Origin of the sequence: Planococcus sp. ANT_H30, from assembly GCF_008369335.1 — a bacterium.
In the GTDB taxonomy this organism is placed as follows: Bacteria; Bacillota; Bacilli; order Bacillales_A; family Planococcaceae; genus Planococcus; species Planococcus kocurii.
Genome location: NZ_VOBJ01000001.1, coordinates 251,290 through 271,598, shown reverse-complemented (window position 1 = coordinate 271,598; position 20,309 = coordinate 251,290). Strand labels below are relative to the sequence as shown.

The 20,309-nt window shown below is 41.9% G+C and carries 20 protein-coding genes; 17 read left to right on the top strand and 3 right to left on the bottom strand.

From position 1 onward, the window contains the following. Positions 1-58 precede the first annotated feature (58 nt). The 17 genes from lspA to FQ085_RS01290 all read left to right on the top strand — a co-directional run bounded on the left by lspA (position 59) and on the right by FQ085_RS01290 (position 16,674). Positions 59-535: a signal peptidase II gene (lspA, locus tag FQ085_RS01370; protein ID WP_078080572.1), complete on the top strand. Its 477-nt coding sequence runs from the start codon at positions 59-61 to the stop codon at positions 533-535. Beyond that, positions 535-1,446, top strand: a complete 912-nt coding sequence (locus tag FQ085_RS01365; RefSeq protein WP_058384884.1) for an RluA family pseudouridine synthase — start codon at positions 535-537, stop codon at positions 1,444-1,446. The genes lspA and FQ085_RS01365 overlap by 1 nt, the downstream gene beginning before the upstream one ends. A 194-nt stretch (positions 1,447-1,640) precedes the next feature. Beyond that, positions 1,641-2,177 carry a bifunctional pyr operon transcriptional regulator/uracil phosphoribosyltransferase PyrR gene (pyrR, locus tag FQ085_RS01360; protein ID WP_269465415.1) on the top strand — a complete coding sequence of 179 codons (537 nt, stop codon included), beginning with the start codon at positions 1,641-1,643 and terminating at the stop codon, positions 2,175-2,177. Between the two features lie 27 nt (positions 2,178-2,204). Beyond that, positions 2,205-3,491, top strand: coding sequence for a solute carrier family 23 protein (locus FQ085_RS01355; RefSeq protein ID WP_058384886.1), 1,287 nt, complete (start codon positions 2,205-2,207; stop codon positions 3,489-3,491). A gap of 132 nt (positions 3,492-3,623) precedes the next feature. Continuing rightward, positions 3,624-4,493, top strand: a complete 870-nt coding sequence (locus tag FQ085_RS01350) for an aspartate carbamoyltransferase catalytic subunit (RefSeq protein WP_149455747.1) — start codon at positions 3,624-3,626, stop codon at positions 4,491-4,493. 1 nt (position 4,494) lies between these two features. Next, positions 4,495-5,772: a dihydroorotase gene (locus FQ085_RS01345; protein WP_149455746.1), complete on the top strand. Its 1,278-nt coding sequence runs from the start codon at positions 4,495-4,497 to the stop codon at positions 5,770-5,772. After that, entirely contained in the window at positions 5,772-6,866 is a 1,095-nt protein-coding gene (locus FQ085_RS01340) for a carbamoyl phosphate synthase small subunit (RefSeq protein WP_316833286.1), read from the top strand. The genes FQ085_RS01345 and FQ085_RS01340 overlap by 1 nt, the downstream gene beginning before the upstream one ends. Then, positions 6,859-10,047, top strand: coding sequence for a carbamoyl-phosphate synthase large subunit (gene carB / locus FQ085_RS01335; RefSeq protein ID WP_149455745.1), 3,189 nt, complete (start codon positions 6,859-6,861; stop codon positions 10,045-10,047). The genes FQ085_RS01340 and carB overlap by 8 nt, the downstream gene beginning before the upstream one ends. After that, on the top strand, positions 10,044-10,811 hold the full coding sequence (locus tag FQ085_RS01330; RefSeq protein WP_058384890.1) for a dihydroorotate dehydrogenase electron transfer subunit: 768 nt from the start codon (positions 10,044-10,046) through the stop codon (positions 10,809-10,811). The genes carB and FQ085_RS01330 overlap by 4 nt, the downstream gene beginning before the upstream one ends. After that, on the top strand, positions 10,808-11,722 hold the full coding sequence (locus FQ085_RS01325) for a dihydroorotate dehydrogenase (RefSeq protein ID WP_058384891.1): 915 nt from the start codon (positions 10,808-10,810) through the stop codon (positions 11,720-11,722). The genes FQ085_RS01330 and FQ085_RS01325 overlap by 4 nt, the downstream gene beginning before the upstream one ends. Beyond that, positions 11,719-12,408: an orotidine-5'-phosphate decarboxylase gene (pyrF, locus tag FQ085_RS01320; protein ID WP_149455744.1), complete on the top strand. Its 690-nt coding sequence runs from the start codon at positions 11,719-11,721 to the stop codon at positions 12,406-12,408. Before FQ085_RS01325 ends, pyrF begins: the two co-directional genes overlap by 4 nt. Continuing rightward, positions 12,405-13,028: an orotate phosphoribosyltransferase gene (pyrE, locus tag FQ085_RS01315; protein ID WP_058384893.1), complete on the top strand. Its 624-nt coding sequence runs from the start codon at positions 12,405-12,407 to the stop codon at positions 13,026-13,028. The genes pyrF and pyrE overlap by 4 nt, the downstream gene beginning before the upstream one ends. Before the next feature lie 151 nt (positions 13,029-13,179). Further along, positions 13,180-13,524: a PadR family transcriptional regulator gene (locus FQ085_RS01310; protein WP_058384894.1), complete on the top strand. Its 345-nt coding sequence runs from the start codon at positions 13,180-13,182 to the stop codon at positions 13,522-13,524. Then, on the top strand, positions 13,508-14,185 hold the full coding sequence (locus FQ085_RS01305; RefSeq protein ID WP_058384895.1) for a DUF1129 family protein: 678 nt from the start codon (positions 13,508-13,510) through the stop codon (positions 14,183-14,185). The genes FQ085_RS01310 and FQ085_RS01305 overlap by 17 nt, the downstream gene beginning before the upstream one ends. Before the next feature lie 86 nt (positions 14,186-14,271). Continuing rightward, positions 14,272-15,600 (top strand): D-serine ammonia-lyase, encoded by a 1,329-nt coding sequence (gene dsdA, locus FQ085_RS01300; protein ID WP_082707556.1) that lies wholly within the window; start codon positions 14,272-14,274, stop codon positions 15,598-15,600. A gap of 2 nt (positions 15,601-15,602) precedes the next feature. Next, entirely contained in the window at positions 15,603-15,899 is a 297-nt protein-coding gene (locus tag FQ085_RS01295; RefSeq protein ID WP_058384897.1) for a hypothetical protein, read from the top strand. Between the two features lie 373 nt (positions 15,900-16,272). Further along, entirely contained in the window at positions 16,273-16,674 is a 402-nt protein-coding gene (locus FQ085_RS01290) for a VOC family protein (protein ID WP_058384898.1), read from the top strand. A gap of 49 nt (positions 16,675-16,723) precedes the next feature. Here the strand turns inward: FQ085_RS01290 and FQ085_RS01285 are convergent, their stop codons facing one another. The 3 genes from FQ085_RS01285 to FQ085_RS01275 form a co-directional block, all read right to left on the bottom strand. Next, on the bottom strand, positions 16,724-17,404 hold the full coding sequence (locus FQ085_RS01285) for an amino acid ABC transporter permease (protein ID WP_058384899.1): 681 nt from the start codon (positions 17,402-17,404) through the stop codon (positions 16,724-16,726). 12 nt (positions 17,405-17,416) lie between these two features. Next, positions 17,417-18,265, bottom strand: coding sequence for a transporter substrate-binding domain-containing protein (locus FQ085_RS01280; RefSeq protein WP_058384900.1), 849 nt, complete (start codon positions 18,263-18,265; stop codon positions 17,417-17,419). A 271-nt stretch (positions 18,266-18,536) separates the two neighbouring features. Then, entirely contained in the window at positions 18,537-20,201 is a 1,665-nt protein-coding gene (locus FQ085_RS01275; protein ID WP_058384901.1) for an Rqc2 family fibronectin-binding protein, read from the bottom strand. Positions 20,202-20,309 lie beyond the last annotated feature (108 nt).

The window sequence follows — 20,309 nt, the reverse complement described above, 5'->3', positions numbered from 1 at the left end:
CTTTTTCCCCTTACATTGTGTTAAAATAGATTGACTGATGAATTGACGGAGGATATGGATGTTTATTTATTATGGAATCGCATTAGTAATCATTGCATTAGATCAATGGACAAAATGGTTGGTCCTTAAAAATATGGAATTGGGTGAAAGGATTTCAGTAATTGATCCTTATCTCGGCTGGTTGTCGCACCGTAATCGCGGCGCTGCTTGGGGCATGCTCGAGGGACAGATGTGGCTGTTTGCCGTCATTACCGTGGCAGTTGTTATCGGAATTCTTTACTATTTTCATAAACATGCAAAAGGGCAACCGTTGTTCCAGCTTAGTTTAATGGTTCTTTTGGGTGGAGCGATCGGTAATTTTATCGACCGCATGCTACGCGGGGAAGTTGTCGATTTTGTAGATGTGCTAATTCCCGTGGTCAATTATGATTTCCCGATATTTAATGTTGCAGATGCTGCTTTAACGATTGGTGTCGTATTGATGATTATTTTTATTATTTATGACGAAAAACAACAAAAGAAAAAGGTGTCTTAATGGAAGAATTAACGATTGAAATTACCGAAGAAATGACAGGCGAACGGGTAGACAAAGCTGTGTCATCAATAGATGAAGACTGGTCACGTTCACAGATTAGCAATTGGGTCAAAGAAGGAGCCGTAAAAGTTAACGGCATTAAAGTAAAACCGAATTACAAAGTTCGTTTGCAGGATGTTATCGTTGTCACACCGCCTGAACTTGAAGAATTAGATGTAGTTCCCGAAGATCTTAATTTGGAAATTGTCTATGAAGATGAAGACGTCCTCGTAGTTAACAAACCAAAAGGAATGGTTGTACATCCGGCTCCAGGACACGCTAAAGGCACATTGGTTAATGGCTTAATGCATCACTGTACAGATTTGTCAGGAATCAATGGTGTAGTGCGTCCGGGGATTGTCCATAGAATTGATAAAGATACATCTGGCTTATTGATGGTAGCCAAAAATGACGCTTCCCATACGTCATTAGTTGATCAATTAGTGAAAAAGACGGTTACGCGTAAATATGTAGCGCTCGTACATGGTCACATTCCTCACGATAAAGGAACGATTCAAGCACCAATTGCGCGTGATCCAAAAGAACGCCAAAACATGGCAATCGTTGATAAAGGAAAACATGCCGTAACACATTTCCGAGTTTTGGAACGTTTTGGTGATTTTACATTAGTAGAATGCCGCCTAGAAACAGGCAGAACGCACCAAATTCGTGTGCACATGAAATACATTGGCTACCCGCTTGTTGGAGATCCAAAGTACGGACCGAAGAAAACAATGGATGTTGGCGGTCAAGCACTTCACGCAGAAGTTATCGGTTTTGATCATCCAAAAACGAACGAATACATGGAGTTCTCTGTAGAGCCACCAGCTGAATTTGCAGAACTTCTAGAATCTCTTCGCGACAAGGATTGACAAAAGGGACCTTCTTTCTTTATACTTAAAAAAACGAATCGAATAATGAACACCTTTAAAAACAGTCCAGAGAGGCTGAAAAGGTATTTACGCAAGCCGGAAGTCTGTCTTCCGTGCTGAATTTTTCTGCGCATCTATCCTCTTGCCTCTCTGGCAAGAGGTTTTTTATTTGCAAAAAAGGAGCGGATCTTATGGTGGAAAAAGCAGATATTTTAGATGAACAGGCAATTAGCCGAGCAATTACACGCATTGCACATGAAATTATCGAACGCAATAAAGGCATCGATGATTGTATATTAGTTGGTATCAAAACGCGCGGTGCATTTATCGCAAAGCGACTGGCCGAAAAAATCGAAAAAATCGAAGGGCGTCCCATTATGAAAGGCGAACTTGATATTACGCTTTATCGAGATGACTTGAGCATCAAAACAAAAAACCAAGAACCATTAGTGCAACAAGTTGATATTAAACACAGCATACTCGATAAAAAAGTCATCTTAGTAGATGATGTGCTCTATACAGGACGCACTGTACGCGCAGCTATGGATGCCGTTATGGACCTAGGACGACCGGCACAAATTCAACTAGCAGTATTGATTGACCGAGGACATCGCGAATTGCCAATACGTGCTGACTTTGTCGGAAAAAACATTCCAACTTCAAGTGATGAACGAATCATTGTTCAAATGGTTGAAAGCGATCAAGTGGACCGCGTTGCCATTCACGAATAAAGAGTCGGAAACAAAGGAGAATGGAAATTGAGTGAAGCAATTTTAGACGTACAAGATAAACCAAAAACAGGACAATGGATCTCGCTAAGCTTGCAGCACATGTTCGCAATGTTTGGCGCAACAATATTGGTACCGCAATTGGTTGGTTTAAGTCCAGCTATCGCATTGTTAACAAGTGGAATTGCAACAATCATCTTTATCCTCATCACACAATTTAAAGTACCGGCATATCTCGGATCTTCATTCGCTTTTATCTTGCCGATTACCATTGCTACGAAAACTGGCGGGATTGGCTCAGCAATGATTGGCGCCATGTTTGTTTCATTGGTCTACGCAATCGTCGCGTTGATCATTTGGAAAACAGGCTATCACTGGTTGATGAAATTACTTCCACCGATTGTCGTAGGGCCGGTTATCATTGTCATCGGACTGGCTTTATCAGGAACAGCAGTAAATATGGCCATGACCATTCCAGTAGGGAATGCTTCAGAATATAGCTTGCTGCATTTTTCGGCAGCTATTGTTACGCTGCTAACCGCTATCATTTGTAACATTTATTTTAAGAATATCATTTCATTGATGCCAATTTTGATCGGTATTATCGTAGGGTATGGCTACTCAGCTGCCATTGGCATTATTGACTACGGCGTCATTGCTGACGCGAAATGGTTTGCAGTACCAGAATTCTTAATTCCTGGGGTGGATTACTCCTTTCAAGTAACACCAACCTTGTTGTTCGTCATGGTCCCAATTGCCATCGTCACGATTTCTGAACATATCGGTCATCAACTGGTACTAGGCAAGATTGTCAATCGAAATTACATAAAAGACCCAGGCTTACATCGGTCGATACTAGGTGATGGGATTGGAACCTTTATCTCTTCACTAGTTGGCGGCCCGCCAAAGACGACATACGGTGAGAATATTGGGGTACTCGCAATTACGAAAGTGTTTTCAGTCTATGTCATCTTTGGAGCGGCAGTGTTTGCCATCGTCTTTTCGTTCTTTGGCAAATTGATGGCCGTCATCGAGACAATTCCAACGGCTGTTCTAGGCGGAATTTCGATCTTATTGTTCGGTATTATCGCATCTTCTGGTTTGCGTATGCTAGTAGATAACAACATCGACTTTGGCAACAACCGAAATTTAGTGATTTCTTCAGTTATCTTGGTTATCGGGATTGGCGGAGCTAAAATTGAATTTAGTGAAACATTCTCAATCGAAGGAATGGCGCTCGCTGCCATTGTTGGTGTCATTTTGAACTTAGTGCTACCGGGAATGAACAAAGAAGAAGTAGACGACGGAACTAAATAATTACCTTTTAATGAATGTCCAGAGAGGCATGGAAAGGGTTGAAGAATGGGTAAACACTACCCTTTTTTCCTCACACCTTCCTGCCTCTGGGAAGGTGTTTTTTTGTCTGACGAATGAGAGGATGAGTCAATTTTGCCAAACTTACTATCTATGAACAACTTAGAAAATGACACGATTATGAGTTTGCTTAAGCGTGCTGGAGAATTTCAGCAAGGCAAGAGAGCGCCAATTGATGGCACGGTCGTCAACTTGTTTTTCGAACCAAGCACAAGAACAAAAATGAGTTTTGAAATGGCAGAGCATCATATGGGACTCGCTGTACTACCTTTTGAAACAGCTTTTTCTAGCATCTTAAAAGGTGAAACACTTTACGATACAGTAAAAACGATGGAAGCAATTGGCGTAGGTGCAGTCATTATACGTCATGAAGAAGAAGAGTATTATCAACAACTAGAAGGATGCGACGTTGCTGTCATCAATGGTGGAGATGGCTCAGGTCAACATCCAACACAATCTCTTTTAGACTTAATGACCATATATCAAGAGTTCGGACGGATCGAAGGCATTCAGGTCACCATCGTTGGAGACATTGCTCATAGCCGTGTCGCAAAATCAAATGCAGCGGCACTCAAACAATTAGGAGCAAAAGTGAGTTTTGTGTGCCCGGCGGACTGGAGCGGAGAGTACAAATCTTCCGAGCATTTGGATGACTTTATTGAAACCACAGATGTTGTCATGATGCTTCGCGTGCAGCATGAACGGCATGCAGTATCAGCTCTTTTCTCGAAAGAAAATTACCATGAGCAATACGGCTTAACGATCGAACGCGAAAAGAAAATGAAGGATGGTGCCATTATTATGCATCCTGCGCCAATCAACCGCGGCGTCGAAATTGCAGATTGCTTAGTCGAATGTGAACGTTCACGAATTTTTAAACAAATGGCAAACGGAGTTTTTATCCGGATGGCAGTACTTGAGTACGCATTGAAAGGGAGAGATTAACTTGAATTTATTCATTAAAAACGTAAACATGCTGCAAAATGGAGAATTAACCCCTACAACTATCCGGATTAAAGAAGGCAAAATTAAAGAAATCGGTAAAGAGTTACAAGTGGATAACGAGACCCAAATTGACGGCAAAGGCCGGATGATTGCACCAGGATTTGTTGATGTCCATGTTCATTTGCGTGAACCGGGTGGTGAGCAGAAAGAAACCATCGAAACTGGAACACATTCGGCAGCAAAAGGTGGCTACACCACAATTTGTGCGATGCCAAACACGCGTCCTGTTCCGGATACGAAAGAAAATCTGCAGCTGGTCAACGGATTGATTGAAAAAAATGCGCTTATCCGAGTTTTGCCGTACGCGTCAATCACCATCAGAGAAGCAGGAAAAGAACGTACAAACTTACAAGAACTAAAAGAAAACGGTGCTTTTGCTTTTACGGATGACGGTGTTGGCATTCAAGAAGCAGGCATGATGTACGAAACAATGCAAGACGCAGCAAAAATTGATATGGCAGTCGTTGCGCATTGTGAAGACAATAGCTTGATATATGACGGTGTCATGCACGAAGGCAAACGCAGTAGAGAACTTGGGCTTAAAGGGATTCCAGCAATTGCGGAATCGGTGCATATTGCACGCGACATTTTACTAGCAGAAGCAGCAGGCGCACATTATCACGTTTGCCACGTCAGCACAAAAGAATCAGTTCGCGTCATTCGCGACGCAAAGCGTGCAGGAGTGCGCGTAACAGCTGAAGTTACACCTCATCATTTGCTCTTAACAGAAGATGATATTCCAGCGGACGATGCCAATTACAAAATGAATCCACCGCTTCGTGCAAAAGAAGATTGGGAAGCGTTACACGAAGGCTTGCTTGATGGCACGCTAGACTTTATCGCGACAGACCATGCACCGCACACGGAAGCAGAAAAAACAAATGGCATGAATGGTTCGATGTTTGGAATCGTCGGTTTTGAAACAGCATTTCCACTGCTCTATAGCAACTTTGTCAAAACCGGCACATGGTCGTTACAACAATTAATCGACTGGTTAACCATCAAACCAAGCCAAACATTCAACTTGCCATATGGCACTTTAGAAATTGGACGAACAGCGGATCTCGTATTATTAGATCTTGAAAAAGAACAACCAATTCAAGTAGAAGAATTTTTATCAAAAGGTAAAAACACACCATTTAATGGTTGGAATTGTACAGGGTGGCCAGTAACAACCATCTTTGGTGGCGAAATCGTATGGCAGGAGGAGAAAAATTAATGAAACGTTATTTAATTTTAGAAGACGGTACGGTATTTGAAGGAACAGCATTCGGAAGCGATAGTGCTTCTGTTGGGGAAATCGTTTTTAATACGAGTATGACGGGTTATCAGGAAATTTTATCGGATCCTTCTTACTGCGGACAAATTGTCACGATGACTTACCCACTAATCGGCAACTATGGCATTAATAGCGACGATTTCGAATCGATTGAACCCGCAGTAAAAGGCATGGTCGTTCGTGAACTTGCTGAGTTCCCTTCCAATTTCAGAAACAATTCAACCTTGGACGAGTTATTTAAAACGAAAGATATTCCTGGAATTTCAGGTATTGATACACGAAAACTGACGCGTTTGATTCGCTCAAAAGGTGCCATCAAAGGTGTCTTAACAGCAGCAGGTGAAGAGGTTCAATTAGCAGCAGTCGTGAAGACGCTTCAAGAAACGATTTTGCCAAGCGACCAAGTGGCGCAAGTTTCAACAGCACGTCCTTATCCAAGCCCTGGCCGTGGCAAACGCGTTGTATTAATTGACTACGGCATGAAGCATGGCATTTTGCGTGAGCTTAATAACCGCGATTGCGACGTCATTGTCGTTCCTTATAACACGGCATCAAAAGAAATTCTTGCTTGGGGACCTGACGGCGTTATGTTATCAAACGGCCCTGGAGATCCAAAAGATGTAGAGGAATGTGTAGAAGTGGTACGTGAACTACTTGGTCAAGTTCCAATCTTCGGCATCTGCCTAGGACACCAATTATTCGCAAGAGCTTGCGGTGCGGACACCTTTAAATTGAAATTCGGTCATCGCGGAGGAAATCATCCAGTACGCGACTTAGTTACAGGGAAAATCGAAATCACATCACAAAACCACGGTTACGCTGTGGATGAAGATACCTTGCAAGGAACTCGCCTAAAAGTAACGCATAGCGCATTAAACGATGGTACGAACGAAGGCTTGGCACACTTAGATTACCCAGCATTCACAGTTCAATACCACCCAGAATCATCACCCGGACCAGAAGACTCCAACTACTTATTTGATCGCTTTATTGATGTTATGAACGCAACTCGAAAGGAGCAACAACATGCCTAAAAGACAAGATATTCAAAGTATACTCGTAATCGGATCAGGACCCATCGTAATCGGACAAGCAGCAGAGTTTGACTATGCAGGAACACAAGCGTGTCTTGCGTTAAAAGAAGAAGGATACCGCGTAATTCTAATTAACTCAAACCCAGCAACTATCATGACAGACACAGAAATTGCAGATAAAGTGTATATCGAACCGATCACACTGGAATTCGTTAGCCGCATCTTGCGTAAAGAGCGTCCGGATGCACTGCTTCCGACACTTGGAGGCCAAACAGGACTGAACATGGCGATTGAACTGGATGAGTCAGGTATTTTAGATGAGTTGAATATTGAAATTTTAGGTACCAAGCTTGAAGCCATCCATAAAGCAGAAGACCGTGACTTGTTCCGAACGTTGATGAACGAACTTGGCGAACCGGTTCCAGATTCAGATATTATTCACAACATGACAGAAGCTGAAAATTTCGTTGACCGTGTGGGTTATCCAGTGATCGTTCGTCCAGCCTTTACACTAGGTGGAACGGGCGGAGGCATTTGCGAGAATTATGATCAACTGAAAGAAATTGTAGCAAGTGGTTTGAAATATAGCCCGGTTACACAATGTTTACTAGAAAAATCAATTGCAGGTTTTAAAGAAATTGAATACGAAGTGATGCGCGATAAAAACGATACGGCGATAGTCGTTTGTAACATGGAAAACATTGATCCAGTTGGCATCCATACTGGAGACTCGATTGTGGTCGCACCTAGCCAAACTTTGTCAGACCGTGAATACCAAATGCTACGAAATGTGTCGCTGAAAATTATTCGCGCCTTGAAAATTGAAGGAGGCTGTAACGTACAGCTGGCATTAGATCCATTTAGCTTTAACTACTACATCATTGAAGTAAATCCGCGGGTTAGTCGCTCTTCTGCACTAGCATCAAAAGCAACAGGTTATCCAATAGCGAAACTAGCTGCAAAAATTGCTGTCGGTTTAACTTTGGATGAAATGATGAACCCCGTTACTGGACGCACATATGCTGCATTTGAGCCGGCACTTGATTATGTGGTAACGAAAATTCCACGCTGGCCGTTTGATAAATTCGAATCTGCTAAACGTAATTTAGGAACGCAAATGAAAGCAACCGGCGAAGTGATGGCGATGGGTCGTACATTTGAAGAGTCTATTTTAAAAGCTGTCCGTTCATTAGAAACAGGGCAATTCCACTTAGAGCTAAAAAATGCGGATAGCATGAGTGATGAATGGATTCAAAAACGCATTTGTCGAGCGGGAGATGAGCGTTTGTTCTTTATCGGCGAAGCACTTCGCCGCGGTGTAACAATCGAAACCATTAACGAATGGAGCCAAATCGATTTATTCTTCCTGAAGAAATTCGAAAACATCGTAAAATACGAAGAAGATTTGAAAAATGCCGCGTTTGACTACGACGTAGCAAAACGTGCCAAACGTTTAGGCTTTGCAGACCGGACAATTGCGAAACTTTGGAATACCACTGAACAGCAAGTATACAACTGGCGCAAAGAACAAAAATTAATGCCGGTTTACAAAATGGTCGATACATGTGCGGCAGAGTTTGAATCGGAAACGCCTTATTTTTACGGCACGTATGAAGATGAAAATGAATCAGTAAAAACAGACAAAGAGTCGGTCATCGTTCTCGGTTCAGGCCCAATCCGTATCGGTCAAGGCGTTGAATTCGACTATGCGACGGTACACTCTGTATGGGCGATTAAAGAAGCGGGTTACGAAGCGATAATCGTCAACAATAATCCGGAAACCGTTTCAACCGATTTCTCGATTTCCGATAAATTGTATTTTGAACCGCTGACAATCGAAGATGTTATGCACATTGTCGATCTGGAGCAGCCAAAAGGAGTTGTCGTTCAATTCGGCGGACAGACGGCCATTAACTTAGCTGAAAAACTTGAGCAAAACGGTGTTAAAATTTTAGGAACTTCACTAGAAGATACAGACAGAGCAGAAAATCGCAATAAATTCGAAGCAGCTTTGCACGAAATCGGCATTCCACAACCTTTAGGAAAAACGGCTGTCAATGCAGACGAAGCCATCATTATCGCTGCGGACATCGGTTATCCGGTACTCGTTCGTCCTTCGTATGTACTTGGAGGACGCGCAATGGAAATCGTCTACAACGAAGAAGACCTGAAATATTACATGGAACACGCAGTAGAAGCAAGTCCAGAACATCCGGTACTCGTTGATCGTTACTTAACAGGAATCGAAATTGAAGTCGATGCCATTTCAGACGGTGAACATGTCTTAATTCCAGGGATTATGGAACATATTGAACGTGCAGGCGTTCACTCGGGTGACTCGATCGCAGTTTACCCAACACAAAACATTTCAACAGAATTACTTGATACACTCGTTGATTACACCACACGATTAGCAAAAGGATTGAACATCATCGGCTTATTGAACATCCAGTATGTTATCTCGAAAGGCGAAGTCTTTGTGATTGAAGTCAATCCAAGATCAAGTCGTACAGTGCCATTCATGAGTAAAATTACATCAATTCCAATGGCTAATATTGCGACAAAAGCAATTTTAGGGCAAAGCATCGTTGACCAAGGCTTTACACCAGGACTTGCACCAATTTCAAAAGGAGTATTCGTCAAAGTACCGGTCTTCTCTTTTGCCAAGCTACGCCGTGTTGACATTACACTCGGGCCAGAAATGAAATCTACCGGAGAAGTCATGGGCAAAGACACAACACTTGAAAAAGCCTTGTATAAAGGACTAGCAGCAGCAGGTATGGAAGTGAAAGATCACGGCACAGTGCTACTAACCGTCGCAGATAAAGACAAAGAAGAAGCGATTGGGTTAGCCAAACGCTTTAAAGCAATCGGTTATCAAATTATGGCGACTGGCGGAACGGCAAAAGCTTTTGAAGAAGCAGGAATTATGGTAGTACCTGTTGGGAAGATCGGTTCAGAAGGGAAAACCTTACTCGATGCGATTCAAAACGGCGATACGCAAATTGTCATCAATACATTGACGAGAGGCAAACAGCCAGAACGTGACGGCTTCCGCATTCGTCGTGAATCGGTTGAAAACGGCATTCCTTGCTTAACTTCACTAGACACAGCAGAAGCGATGCTACGTGTCATCGAATCAATGACCTTCTCAGCGGAGGAAATGGGGGCAGGTATATGATCAAACAAGAACGTATGCAAATTATCAAGCAGCAGCAAATCGCCCATCATATTTTTGAACTAACTGTAAAAGGGGTTCTTGCCAATGAAATGGCAGAGCCCGGACAATTTGTCCATATTCGTGTGGCCGATAGTTTTGAACCCTTGTTGCGGCGCCCAATTTCAGTGGCTTCGATCGATCTAGAAGCTTCGCAATTTACAATGATTTACCGAGCAGAAGGACGCGGTACACAGTTATTGGCTGAAAAAAGAGCCGGTGATACCTTAGACGTGCTCGGACCACTCGGACATGGCTTTCCAGTAGAAGAAGCTGTGAAAAAAGCGTATTTGATTGGCGGAGGAATCGGTGTTCCACCGCTATATGAACTCGCCAAACAGTTAAACGCACGCGGTATCGAAACTGTCCATATCCTCGGATTTGAAAGCAAACAAGCCGTTTTCTACGAAGAAAAATTTCGTGGACTTGGAGATACGCATATTGCAACGGTTGATGGATCACATGGTACACAAGGATTCGTGACGCATATCCTTAATGAGTTGCCAGCAGATTTTGATACTTATTACAGCTGTGGTCCAACTGCGATGCTTGAAGCGGTGCAATGGGCTTATCCACAGAAAAAAGGGTTTTTGTCTTATGAACAGCGCATGGGTTGTGGCATTGGAGCTTGCTTCGCTTGCGTTTGCCGAACAACGAAAAGTGAAACGGATTACATCAAAGTATGTTCAGATGGGCCGGTTTTTCCAGCAGGAGTGGTGATTTCATGATTGATTTAACAGTTAAACTTCCAGGACTCAACTTAAAAAACCCAATCATGCCAGCTTCTGGCTGTTTCGGTTTTGGTAAAGAGTATGCGCAATTATATGATTTGTCGCAGCTTGGCGCTATCATGATTAAAGCAACGACCGTTGAAATGCGTCTTGGTAATCCGACTCCGCGAGTTGCAGAAACAGCATCGGGTATGCTAAACGCTATCGGTTTACAAAATCCTGGCCTTGAAAAAGTAGCCGGTCAAGAATTACCATGGTTAGAAAAGTACGACGTGCCGATCATTGCCAATGTAGCGGGAACGACGACAGAAGACTATGTCGAAGTCGCGAAAGCTATTTCACAAGCACCAAATGTTCATGCACTGGAAATCAATATTTCGTGTCCAAACGTTAAGCAAGGCGGCATCACGTTCGGTACCGATCCAGACGTAGCCCGTGAGTTAACACGTGCTGTAAAAGAAGTGTCTGCTGTGCCGGTTTATATTAAATTGTCGCCGAACGTGACGAATATCGTGTCAATCGCCAAAGCAGTCGAAGAAGGTGGTGCGGATGGCATTACGATGATTAATACATTACTCGGCATGCGCATGGATACGAAAACTGGACGTCCGATTATCGCCAATATTACAGGTGGCTTGTCAGGCCCAGCTATTAAACCGGTCGCTTTACGGATGATTTATGAAGTTAGTCAGCATACTAAGCTGCCAATTATCGGTATGGGTGGGGTAACAAATGTGGACGATGTCATCGACTTTTTATCAGCCGGCGCGAGCGCTGTAGCGGTCGGAACAGCTAATTTCGTCAATCCGTTTGTGTGCCCAGAAATCATCGCTCAACTACCCGAACGCTTGCATGAACTTGGATTTGATTCAGTAGAACAACTTGTCGGAAGGAGCCACCGTCTGTGAGTAAACCCATTATTGCTTTAGATTTTGCATCAAAACAACAAGTAGAAGAATTTTTAATGCAGTTTTCTAAGCCGCTTTTTGTCAAAGTAGGCATGGAGCTTTATTACCAAGAAGGGCCTGAGCTAATTCGTTACATCAAATCGCTCGGTCATGAAATTTTCTTAGACTTGAAACTACACGATATTCCAAATACCGTTGAATCTGCTATGCGTGGCTTGTCTAAACTTGGGGTGGACATGGTCAATGTTCATGCTGCAGGAGGATTTGAAATGATGAAAGCAGCTAAACGTGGACTAGCGGGTAGTGATACAAAACTGATTGCTGTGACACAATTGACTTCAACTAGTGAAGAACAGATGCACGAAGATCAATTGATTTATGTCAGCCTGGAAGAATCCGTATTGCATTACGCAAAACGTGCGATGCAAGCAGGATTAGACGGTGTGGTTTGTTCCGTACTAGAAGCACAAGCTATAGGAGATGCATGCGGACAAGAATTTTTGCGTGTCACACCAGGCATTCGACCGGCAGGCGTTTTAGCAGACGATCAAAAACGCATCGCGACTCCAGCGCAAGCGCGTGAAAAAGGTTCTAGTCATATTGTGGTCGGTCGAGCCATTACAAAAGCTGACAACCCATCAGAAAGTTACAGCCAGATTGCAACAGAATGGAGTGGACACCAATGAAGTTAAAAGTAGCAAATCATTTACTATCTATTGGCGCAGTCGAATTGCGTCCGCAAGATCCCTTTACTTGGGCGTCAGGCGTTAAGTCACCGATTTACTGTGATAACCGATTGACAATGTCTTACCCAAAAGTACGCAAAGACATTGCTGCCAGTCTAGCAGAAACCATTAACGAATATTATCCTGACTGTGAAGTGGTCGCAGGAACTGCCACTGCAGGTATTCCGCATGCGGCTTGGGTTAGTGATTTACTTGAACTGCCAATGGTTTACGTCCGTTCGAAAGCGAAAGAACACGGTCAAACAAATATGATTGAAGGCAAAATCGAAAAAGGTCAAAAAGTAGTGGTCGTAGAAGATTTGATTTCTAAAGGTGGTTCTGTTTTGCAAGCAGCACAAGCGTTAGAAGCAGCAGGCTTTGACGTACTTGGAATCGTGGCGATTTTCACTTACGATTTACCGCAATCCATCGAGGCCATCACAGGTGCAGGTTACACGTTCCACACGTTAACGGATTTCCCAGCGCTTGTTGAACAGGCGTTGAGTACGGGTGCTATTAGTGAAGACGAACTGCCGATGCTTGCAGATTGGCATGAAAAGTTAAAAGCAGGAACCTTGTAAAGCCGGCCAATTGGTCGGTTTTTTTCTATGTTGAAATTGTTGACATAAATGAGTAAACTGATTACACTATAAACAACTAATTGGTAATGCAAGGTAGTTATTTTTTTGGAACACTATCTTGTATTGCCGAGTACCGAAGGGAGAGACTGATATGGCTCTTAGAAGCCAATTGCTAAAAGGGGTTTTAGAAGCTTGTGTAATGGCTGTAGTGGAAGAGCAACCGATCTATGGCTATGAACTTTCGCAAAAGCTACAAAGAATTGGGTTGCCGGACATTAGTGATGGCACTATTTATCCCGTGTTACTTCGGCTACAGAAAAATGGCTTTATCCGCGGTGAAATGAGACCTTCTGCAACCGGGCCGAATCGCAAGTATTATTTTTTGACCGAGGAAGGAAAAGTGGAGCTAGAGCAAATGGCTTTTGAGTGGCTGCAAATTGCCGAGCCGGTCAGTCAATTACTGAAAAGGGGTGGACACGATGAGAGGAACGATTAAACTGATTAAGGAGAATAACGATAAAAGAGAGCTTTTAACTTCTGAAAACGAGAAAGTCTATGAAGATTTATTGCTGTATATACGAACAGATCTTCGAGTTGATGAGCGTGCAGCAGAAGAGCTGTTGATGGATTTATTAGATCATATAATTGAAGGTCAGGAGAATGGCAAAAATGCTGCGGATTTGTTTGGTGATTCTCCAGAAGCTTATGCAGATGAACTCATTGCCAATATACCGAAAGAGGATAAACGAAATATTATGTTGCTTGCGACATCATTCATGCTTGGGTTGGCAGGTTGGTTTGCACTTTCATATGGAATCCTAAATGGTGTGATTTCGATTTTTATTCCTGTAGATAATGATTTTGCATTAGGAAGTGTGTTGCTAATTTTACTGGCATTGTTTCTGGTTGGTATTCTAGGTGTATTTATTGTTTTTCGAATTATTCGTTCTTCTGTTTTTAAAAAGGAAATTCAAAACTGGAAAATTTATGTTCAATCCGGATTGTTTGGTATGGCCGGAGTTGCTTTTATAATGGGAGTTGGCTATGTCTTTGAAGGAATTGGTCCAGTCATTCAAATTCAGTGGTGGGTATTTCTATTGATTGGACTGGCTTTATTAGGAGTAACGAAAGGGATGAGTCACCTTTCAACAAGTTGATGAAAAATTAGCAAGGATGAAATTCTTTAGTGGCTCCTTTATAATGTAATTACTAGACTATTCGAATGAAAGGAGATTTCAAGTCCATGCAACAACAACAAATCAACAGCTGGATCGAACAATATCCAATGCTGAAAAATATGATTAATTTAGAGACAGTTTTTTGGTTAAATTCAAAACGTAAAAAAATGGCGGACATATCTGGGCTTGCCGTGAATTTAGCAGATATGCAACGAGCAGAGCAGCTTTGGCAACGATTTGCGCCGTATTTAGCAACAGAGTTTCCAGATACTGCGGCAGCTAACGGCATTGTAGAATCACCGCTACGTGAAATTCCTATGATGAAACAGCAACTCGATAATCATTACGACGGGGAAATTGAAGGAAAGTTATTTTTGAAATGCGATAATGAATTACCAATTGCTGGATCCATTAAAGCACGTGGCGGTGTTTATGAAGTGCTGCATCATGCAGAGAAATTAGCCATAGCTGCAGGACTACTGGCAACGGAACAAAGTTATGAGCAGTTCTCATCTCAACAGTTCAAGCAGTTTTTTAGCCACTATTCGATTGGCGTAGGTTCTACCGGGAATCTCGGTCTTAGTATTGGTATTATCAGCGCCAAACTCGGATTCCAAGTTTCCGTCTATATGTCTTCAGACGCGAAACAATGGAAAAAAGACTTACTGCGTGAAAAAGGAGCAACTGTCGTAGAATTTGAAGGAGATTTTAGTGAAGCCATAGCTGCAGGACGACAGAGAACGCTCGCCAAGTCCGATGCTTATTTTGTTGATGATGAAAAATCTGAACATTTATTTTTAGGGTACAGTGTTGCCGCTTTTCGTCTTAAGCAACAATTAGATGCTGCAGCTATTCAAGTGGATGCTGACCATCCACTTTTTGTCTATTTACCATGTGGAGTAGGCGGGGCACCTGGTGGCATTGCATTTGGAATGCGCCAAATTTTCGGAGATGCGGTTCATTGCTTTTTCGTGGAACCAACGCATTCTCCTGCCGTGTTGGTCGGATTAATGACAGGTGAAAAAGAAAAGCTCTGCGTCCAAGATTTTGGCATCGATAACGTCACAGAAGGAGACGGACTGGCAGTTGGAAGGCCGTCGAGCTTTGCTTCTGGTATTAGTGAAAAAACCATTAGTGGCATCTATACGATTGAAGATCAGGAGCTATTTAAATTATTGACTCTTCTAGCAGATAGTGAAGAAATCTTCATTGAACCATCTGCTACAGCCGGATTGTTGGGTCCACTGAAAATCAGGGCTTCGGGTTACGCAAAAACCAACCAAGTTTCGATGACTGCAGCTACTCACATTGTTTGGTCAACTGGCGGCGCGTTAGTGCCACAAGAAGAAATGAACGGATTTTATCAACGCGGAAAAGCTTATTTAGGAGGCTGAAAATGGATTTAACGTGGATCAGTATTGTAGTCGGAACAATTCTTATAGCCGGTTATATTGTATATAGCGCGGTAGAGAAACACATTGAAACACTTGAAAACAGAGTCAGTAAAGTTGAGAAACTGCTTAAACAAACAATGCCAGAGATGGCATCGGTAGAACAAAAGGTCAATGAAGAACTTCGCGAACTTTTACAACAAGGTAAAACAATTGAAGCGGTAAAACGCACGCGACAGGAATTCGGCTGGTCGCTGTTAGAAGCAAAACAATATGTAGATGAGCTTAAGGCGGATACCTAATGCAGAAATGCGAAATCTGCCGTACTTCATTTACTTGGAAACAAGTTAGTAAATCTTTGTGGCTTGCTTATAAGCCGGTTGCTTGCCAAAATTGTGTAAAGCTTTATAAAGTCCAATTTCTGTCACGCATTTTAGCTTCCTTACTAGTGATAGGACTAATTTTTGCTTTCAATCTTTTATCTTATCCAACTAGCACATAAACATTTATACTGGCTGTGTTAATTATCATTCCTGTAAATAGTCTCATGCTGCCTTATTTGGTGCGATATCGGCTAGCTTAAAAGATCCTTTCTGAGGATCTTTTTTTCTTTGCAGGAAGAACAGAAGGCTACAGCGAATAACTAATGTTAAAAAGAAAAAGGGAGGCAACAGCATGAGTATCCAATCGAGTCACATCTTCGTCAATTTGCCGGTGAAAAACTTAGAGAAGTCGGTCTCTTTTTTCAAGCAACTCGGATTTGAATTTGAAAACAACATGACCAATGATGATGGTGCAGCTTTGATTATTGGGCCCACTAGTTATGTGATGCTCTTGACTGAGGCATATTTTAAAGGGTTCACAAAAAAAGAAATTGCAGATACCTCTAGCCAAAGAGAAGTTATTCTTACTATTTCAGCTCCTAGCAAAGAAAAAGTAGACGAGTTAATCAGTCTGGCATTAACAGCAGGAGCTCAACTGGCAAATGAAAACGTAGACGACGAATTTATGTATTATGGCAGCTTTATAGACTTGGATGGCCATATGTGGGAAGTTCTCTATATGCAAGAAATGTAAATGCGATCAATCGAAAGAAGCATCCGGAAGAACACTCTCCGGATGCTTCTTAAATGTAATCGGCGTAACGTTTTTCAAGGTAGTTTTGCAAAATCGTCATAACCGAACAAATTGCCCAGTAAATGAGCGCCACTAAAATCAACATCGTCAGTAAATCGTATTCGCGTGCACCGACAATTCGTGCTTTCTGAAAAATTTCTGGAACGGTAATCATCGCAGCTAATGAAGAAGCTTTGATCAAGTCTAGATAAACATTCGATAAAGGAGGTATCGCAATACGAATAGATTGCGGAAGAATAATACGTCGCATCGATTGCCAGTAGGTCAACCCCAGTGCGGTCGAGGATTCCCATTGCCCTTTATCAACCGATGCCAATGAAGAACGGAAAACTTCCGCAATATAAGCGGCACTGTTAATCGTGAAGCCAATTAAAGCGGCTTGTACAGCTGTAAATTCGATGCCGACGACCGGCAAAGCGAAATACAGCAGAAACAAGATGACGAGTATCGGTACGCCTCTCATAAAGGAAATATAAAGGCGTGCCGGAAATTGCAAGACGAATAATCTAGACGTTCTAGCAAGTGATAAGAAAAAGCCAATGATCATACCGACAATCATACTAACAACGGAAATCAGCAATGTATAACCGATGCCTTCAAGCACATAGGGCAAAGATTCAATCGCTAAAGCGGGATCGAATAGCAATCCCCATTCAATGTCATTCATCAAATGACCTCCTGTTTAATTTTCTTCAATATCAGGTTTAATAGAGACATCTGCACCACCGAAAAATTCTTTAGAAATTTCCGTAATTGTACCATCTTTCAACATTTCTTCTAGAGCAGTGTCGACATGGTCAGCAAGTTCTGTATTGTCTTTGTTCATGACAAGACCCACTTCTGATGGTGCGTATTTAATATCCGGATGAATGGTGATATTTAGTTCAGGAAAAGCCGCTACTCCAAATGTCGACAAATAATAATCGTTTAAAATAACATCTGTCCGACCGATGGACACGTCTCTTAAGTACACCTCGTTTGAAGCGTTATCATAAGTAACTTCTTCGGCCCCATAATCACGTGCAATTTCCATGTAAATTGAAGTAGAAGCTCCAGCTGCTTTTTTACCCGGTAAATCTTCTAAACTTGAAATGTCCGATAAATCATCTTTTCGAACAACAGCTGTGCCGTATGAATGTTTAATCGGCGTCGAAAAAATAAATTCTTCGGCACGGCCTTCTGTAATTTCGATATCATTTGCGGCAAGATCTATTTGGCCTGTATTTACGCTCGTCAACATCTCATCAAATCCAAGTTCTTTAAATTCGATATCAAGTTCTAAACGATTACCGAGTTCACGTACAACTTCCACTTCAAAACCGGTTAATTCATCAGATTCAGAATCACGAAAAGATGTTGCTAACAATGTGCCAGAAGTAGCGACTGTTAAAGAACCTTTGTCTTGAATTTCATCCCAAGCTGATGTTTCTTTCGTGGTTGAACTTTCCTCATCACTACATCCAACCAATAACAATGCAGCAAGTACACCGGTTGTTAAAAACGTCTTTTTTTTCAAGAAATATGTATTCATGTAATAAAGCCCCCTTAAATTTTAATCCTTTAAGAACATAGCATTTACTCTAAACTAGGGCAATGTTTTAACTCCAAATTGAATTTATTTTTGTGTTAACGATATTTTAATTATGTAAACTAAATAGCTGATTGCTCTTAAAGAGAGAGTACGTACTTTCAAATTATTAAACTCCGGCTAATTGCGAGAGCGATGCGCAAAGCTAGTGTTTAGACAAACCTCTTAATTTTTACAAAAAAACCAGAAAGCAAAGAGCTTTCCGGCACATAAACTATTTTTTTAACTTAATAACCAGTTCTTCATCAGGCGTTACAAACACGGTTTTTTGTTCAAAATAAATAACAAAACCTGGTTTTGAGCCATTCGGTTTTTTTACTTGTCGTGCCTCGGTGTAATCGACAGGAACAGAAGACGACTCTCTTGCTTTACTGAAATATGCGGCGATTGTGGCTGCTTCAAGTATCGTCGTTTCATCCGGATTGTTATCATGGATAATGACGTGAGACCCTGGAATGTCTTTCGTATGCAGCCATACATCAGACTTGGCTGCTACTTTAAATGTCACGTAATCGTTTTGCTTATTGTTTTTACCGACAGAAATGGGTATTCCCGCAGAAGACACATAAGACTCCACAGAAGGCTTAGTAGGTTTTTTCTTTTTCTTTGATTTCTGTGCTTTCATAAAGCCTTGTTCAGCTAGTTCTTCGCGAATTTCTTCAATATCTGAAATGCCAGCTTGTTGAACTTGAGACATTAAGGTTTCGAAATACTCGACATCTTCTTCTGTCTTACTTATTTGTTCTTGCGTTTTGACAACGGCTGTTTTAGCTTTTTGGTAGCGCGAATAGTAACGCTGTGAATTATCAATTGGTGTTTTACGCGGATCTAACGTAATGGTCACTTTTTCATCATTGTAATAATTATCAACTTCGATTTCCTTCATGCCTTTAGTCATACGGTGAAGATTGGCCATAATTAATTCGCCATTTAACTGAAGAACATCGCGTTTTTCAGCTTGATCTTGCTCTTTTTTTAGTTTTTTCAGCTTGAGTTTTAGTTTGGAAATCTCATTTTGTAGCCATCTTTCCAAATCACCGGCTTGTTGTTTTACACGATCACGTTCGGCTTTGGCATAATACATTCGGTCGAGTAGTTCACCGAGTGTGCTAAATTCAAGACCGTTTTCTGTGATATGGGTTAACGGGCTGGCAGAAAAGAAGCTTTTGCCTTGGTGTTCGATATAATAGCCGGTCGGATTAGCTTTTGAGAAGTCAGCAAGAAACGCTTTAGTCGTTTCAGTCTTATCCGCAGAACTTTCTAGACGAAACGCAAGTTCACGTGCATTGAGTGGCGAAAAGCCAGAAAACTGACCGACAATTTCAGAGGGTTCAGCTTTGTTCAATTCATCAATGGCTTCAAATGGATCCTTTTTCTCCTGAGCAGGTGGAAAGATATACGGCTGTCCGGGAAGAATGGTCCGAAACGAATTGACGCTCGGCGGCAAGTGCTTCAAGCTGTCGAGAATCATGGTTCGCTCAGCGTCGATTAAAATAACGTTGGAATGTCGCCCCATCATTTCAACGTGTAGCTCACGTTCAATGTCATCGCCGATTTCATTTTTTGCTTTGATTTTCAGCATGATGAGACGGTCCATTCCGTATTGAGAAATTTCTGTAATGACGCCGCCTTCGATATGCTTGCGTAGCAACATGCAAAACATCGGTGGTTCAGAAGGGTTGACGTTCGCTGCTGCTGTCAAGTGAATCCGTGAATACGATGGGTGAATCGAAATGAGCAATTTATGATTTTTTCCTTGAGCCCGTATATGTAAAAGTAGTTCAAGCTGGTTGGGCTGATGAACTTTTGAAATCCTGCCGGTGACCAGTTGTTGAAGTTCGCCAGTCATCGATTTTGTGAATAATCCATCAAATGCCATTAAATATCCCTCTTTCAAATCGTTTTGTTCCATCTTATCATTTTCACGGTGTATTATGATATAATAAGACAGTTAGTAAGAAAACGAAGAACAACGATTGGTCGTAAA

Coding starts and splice junctions, on each gene's coding strand:
- lspA (WP_078080572.1), top strand. CDS start 59: ATGTTTATTTATTATGGAATCGCATTAGTAATCATTGCATTAGATCAA.
- FQ085_RS01365 (WP_058384884.1), top strand. CDS start 535: ATGGAAGAATTAACGATTGAAATTACCGAAGAAATGACAGGCGAACGG.
- FQ085_RS01340 (WP_316833286.1), top strand. CDS start 5,772: ATGAAACGTTATTTAATTTTAGAAGACGGTACGGTATTTGAAGGAACA.
- carB (WP_149455745.1), top strand. CDS start 6,859: ATGCCTAAAAGACAAGATATTCAAAGTATACTCGTAATCGGATCAGGA.
- FQ085_RS01330 (WP_058384890.1), top strand. CDS start 10,044: ATGATCAAACAAGAACGTATGCAAATTATCAAGCAGCAGCAAATCGCC.
- FQ085_RS01325 (WP_058384891.1), top strand. CDS start 10,808: ATGATTGATTTAACAGTTAAACTTCCAGGACTCAACTTAAAAAACCCA.
- pyrE (WP_058384893.1), top strand. CDS start 12,405: ATGAAGTTAAAAGTAGCAAATCATTTACTATCTATTGGCGCAGTCGAA.
- FQ085_RS01310 (WP_058384894.1), top strand. CDS start 13,180: ATGGCTCTTAGAAGCCAATTGCTAAAAGGGGTTTTAGAAGCTTGTGTA.
- FQ085_RS01305 (WP_058384895.1), top strand. CDS start 13,508: ATGAGAGGAACGATTAAACTGATTAAGGAGAATAACGATAAAAGAGAG.
- dsdA (WP_082707556.1), top strand. CDS start 14,272: ATGCAACAACAACAAATCAACAGCTGGATCGAACAATATCCAATGCTG.
- FQ085_RS01295 (WP_058384897.1), top strand. CDS start 15,603: ATGGATTTAACGTGGATCAGTATTGTAGTCGGAACAATTCTTATAGCC.
- FQ085_RS01290 (WP_058384898.1), top strand. CDS start 16,273: ATGAGTATCCAATCGAGTCACATCTTCGTCAATTTGCCGGTGAAAAAC.
- FQ085_RS01280 (WP_058384900.1), bottom strand. CDS start 18,265: ATGAATACATATTTCTTGAAAAAAAAGACGTTTTTAACAACCGGTGTA.
- FQ085_RS01275 (WP_058384901.1), bottom strand. CDS start 20,201: ATGGCATTTGATGGATTATTCACAAAATCGATGACTGGCGAACTTCAA.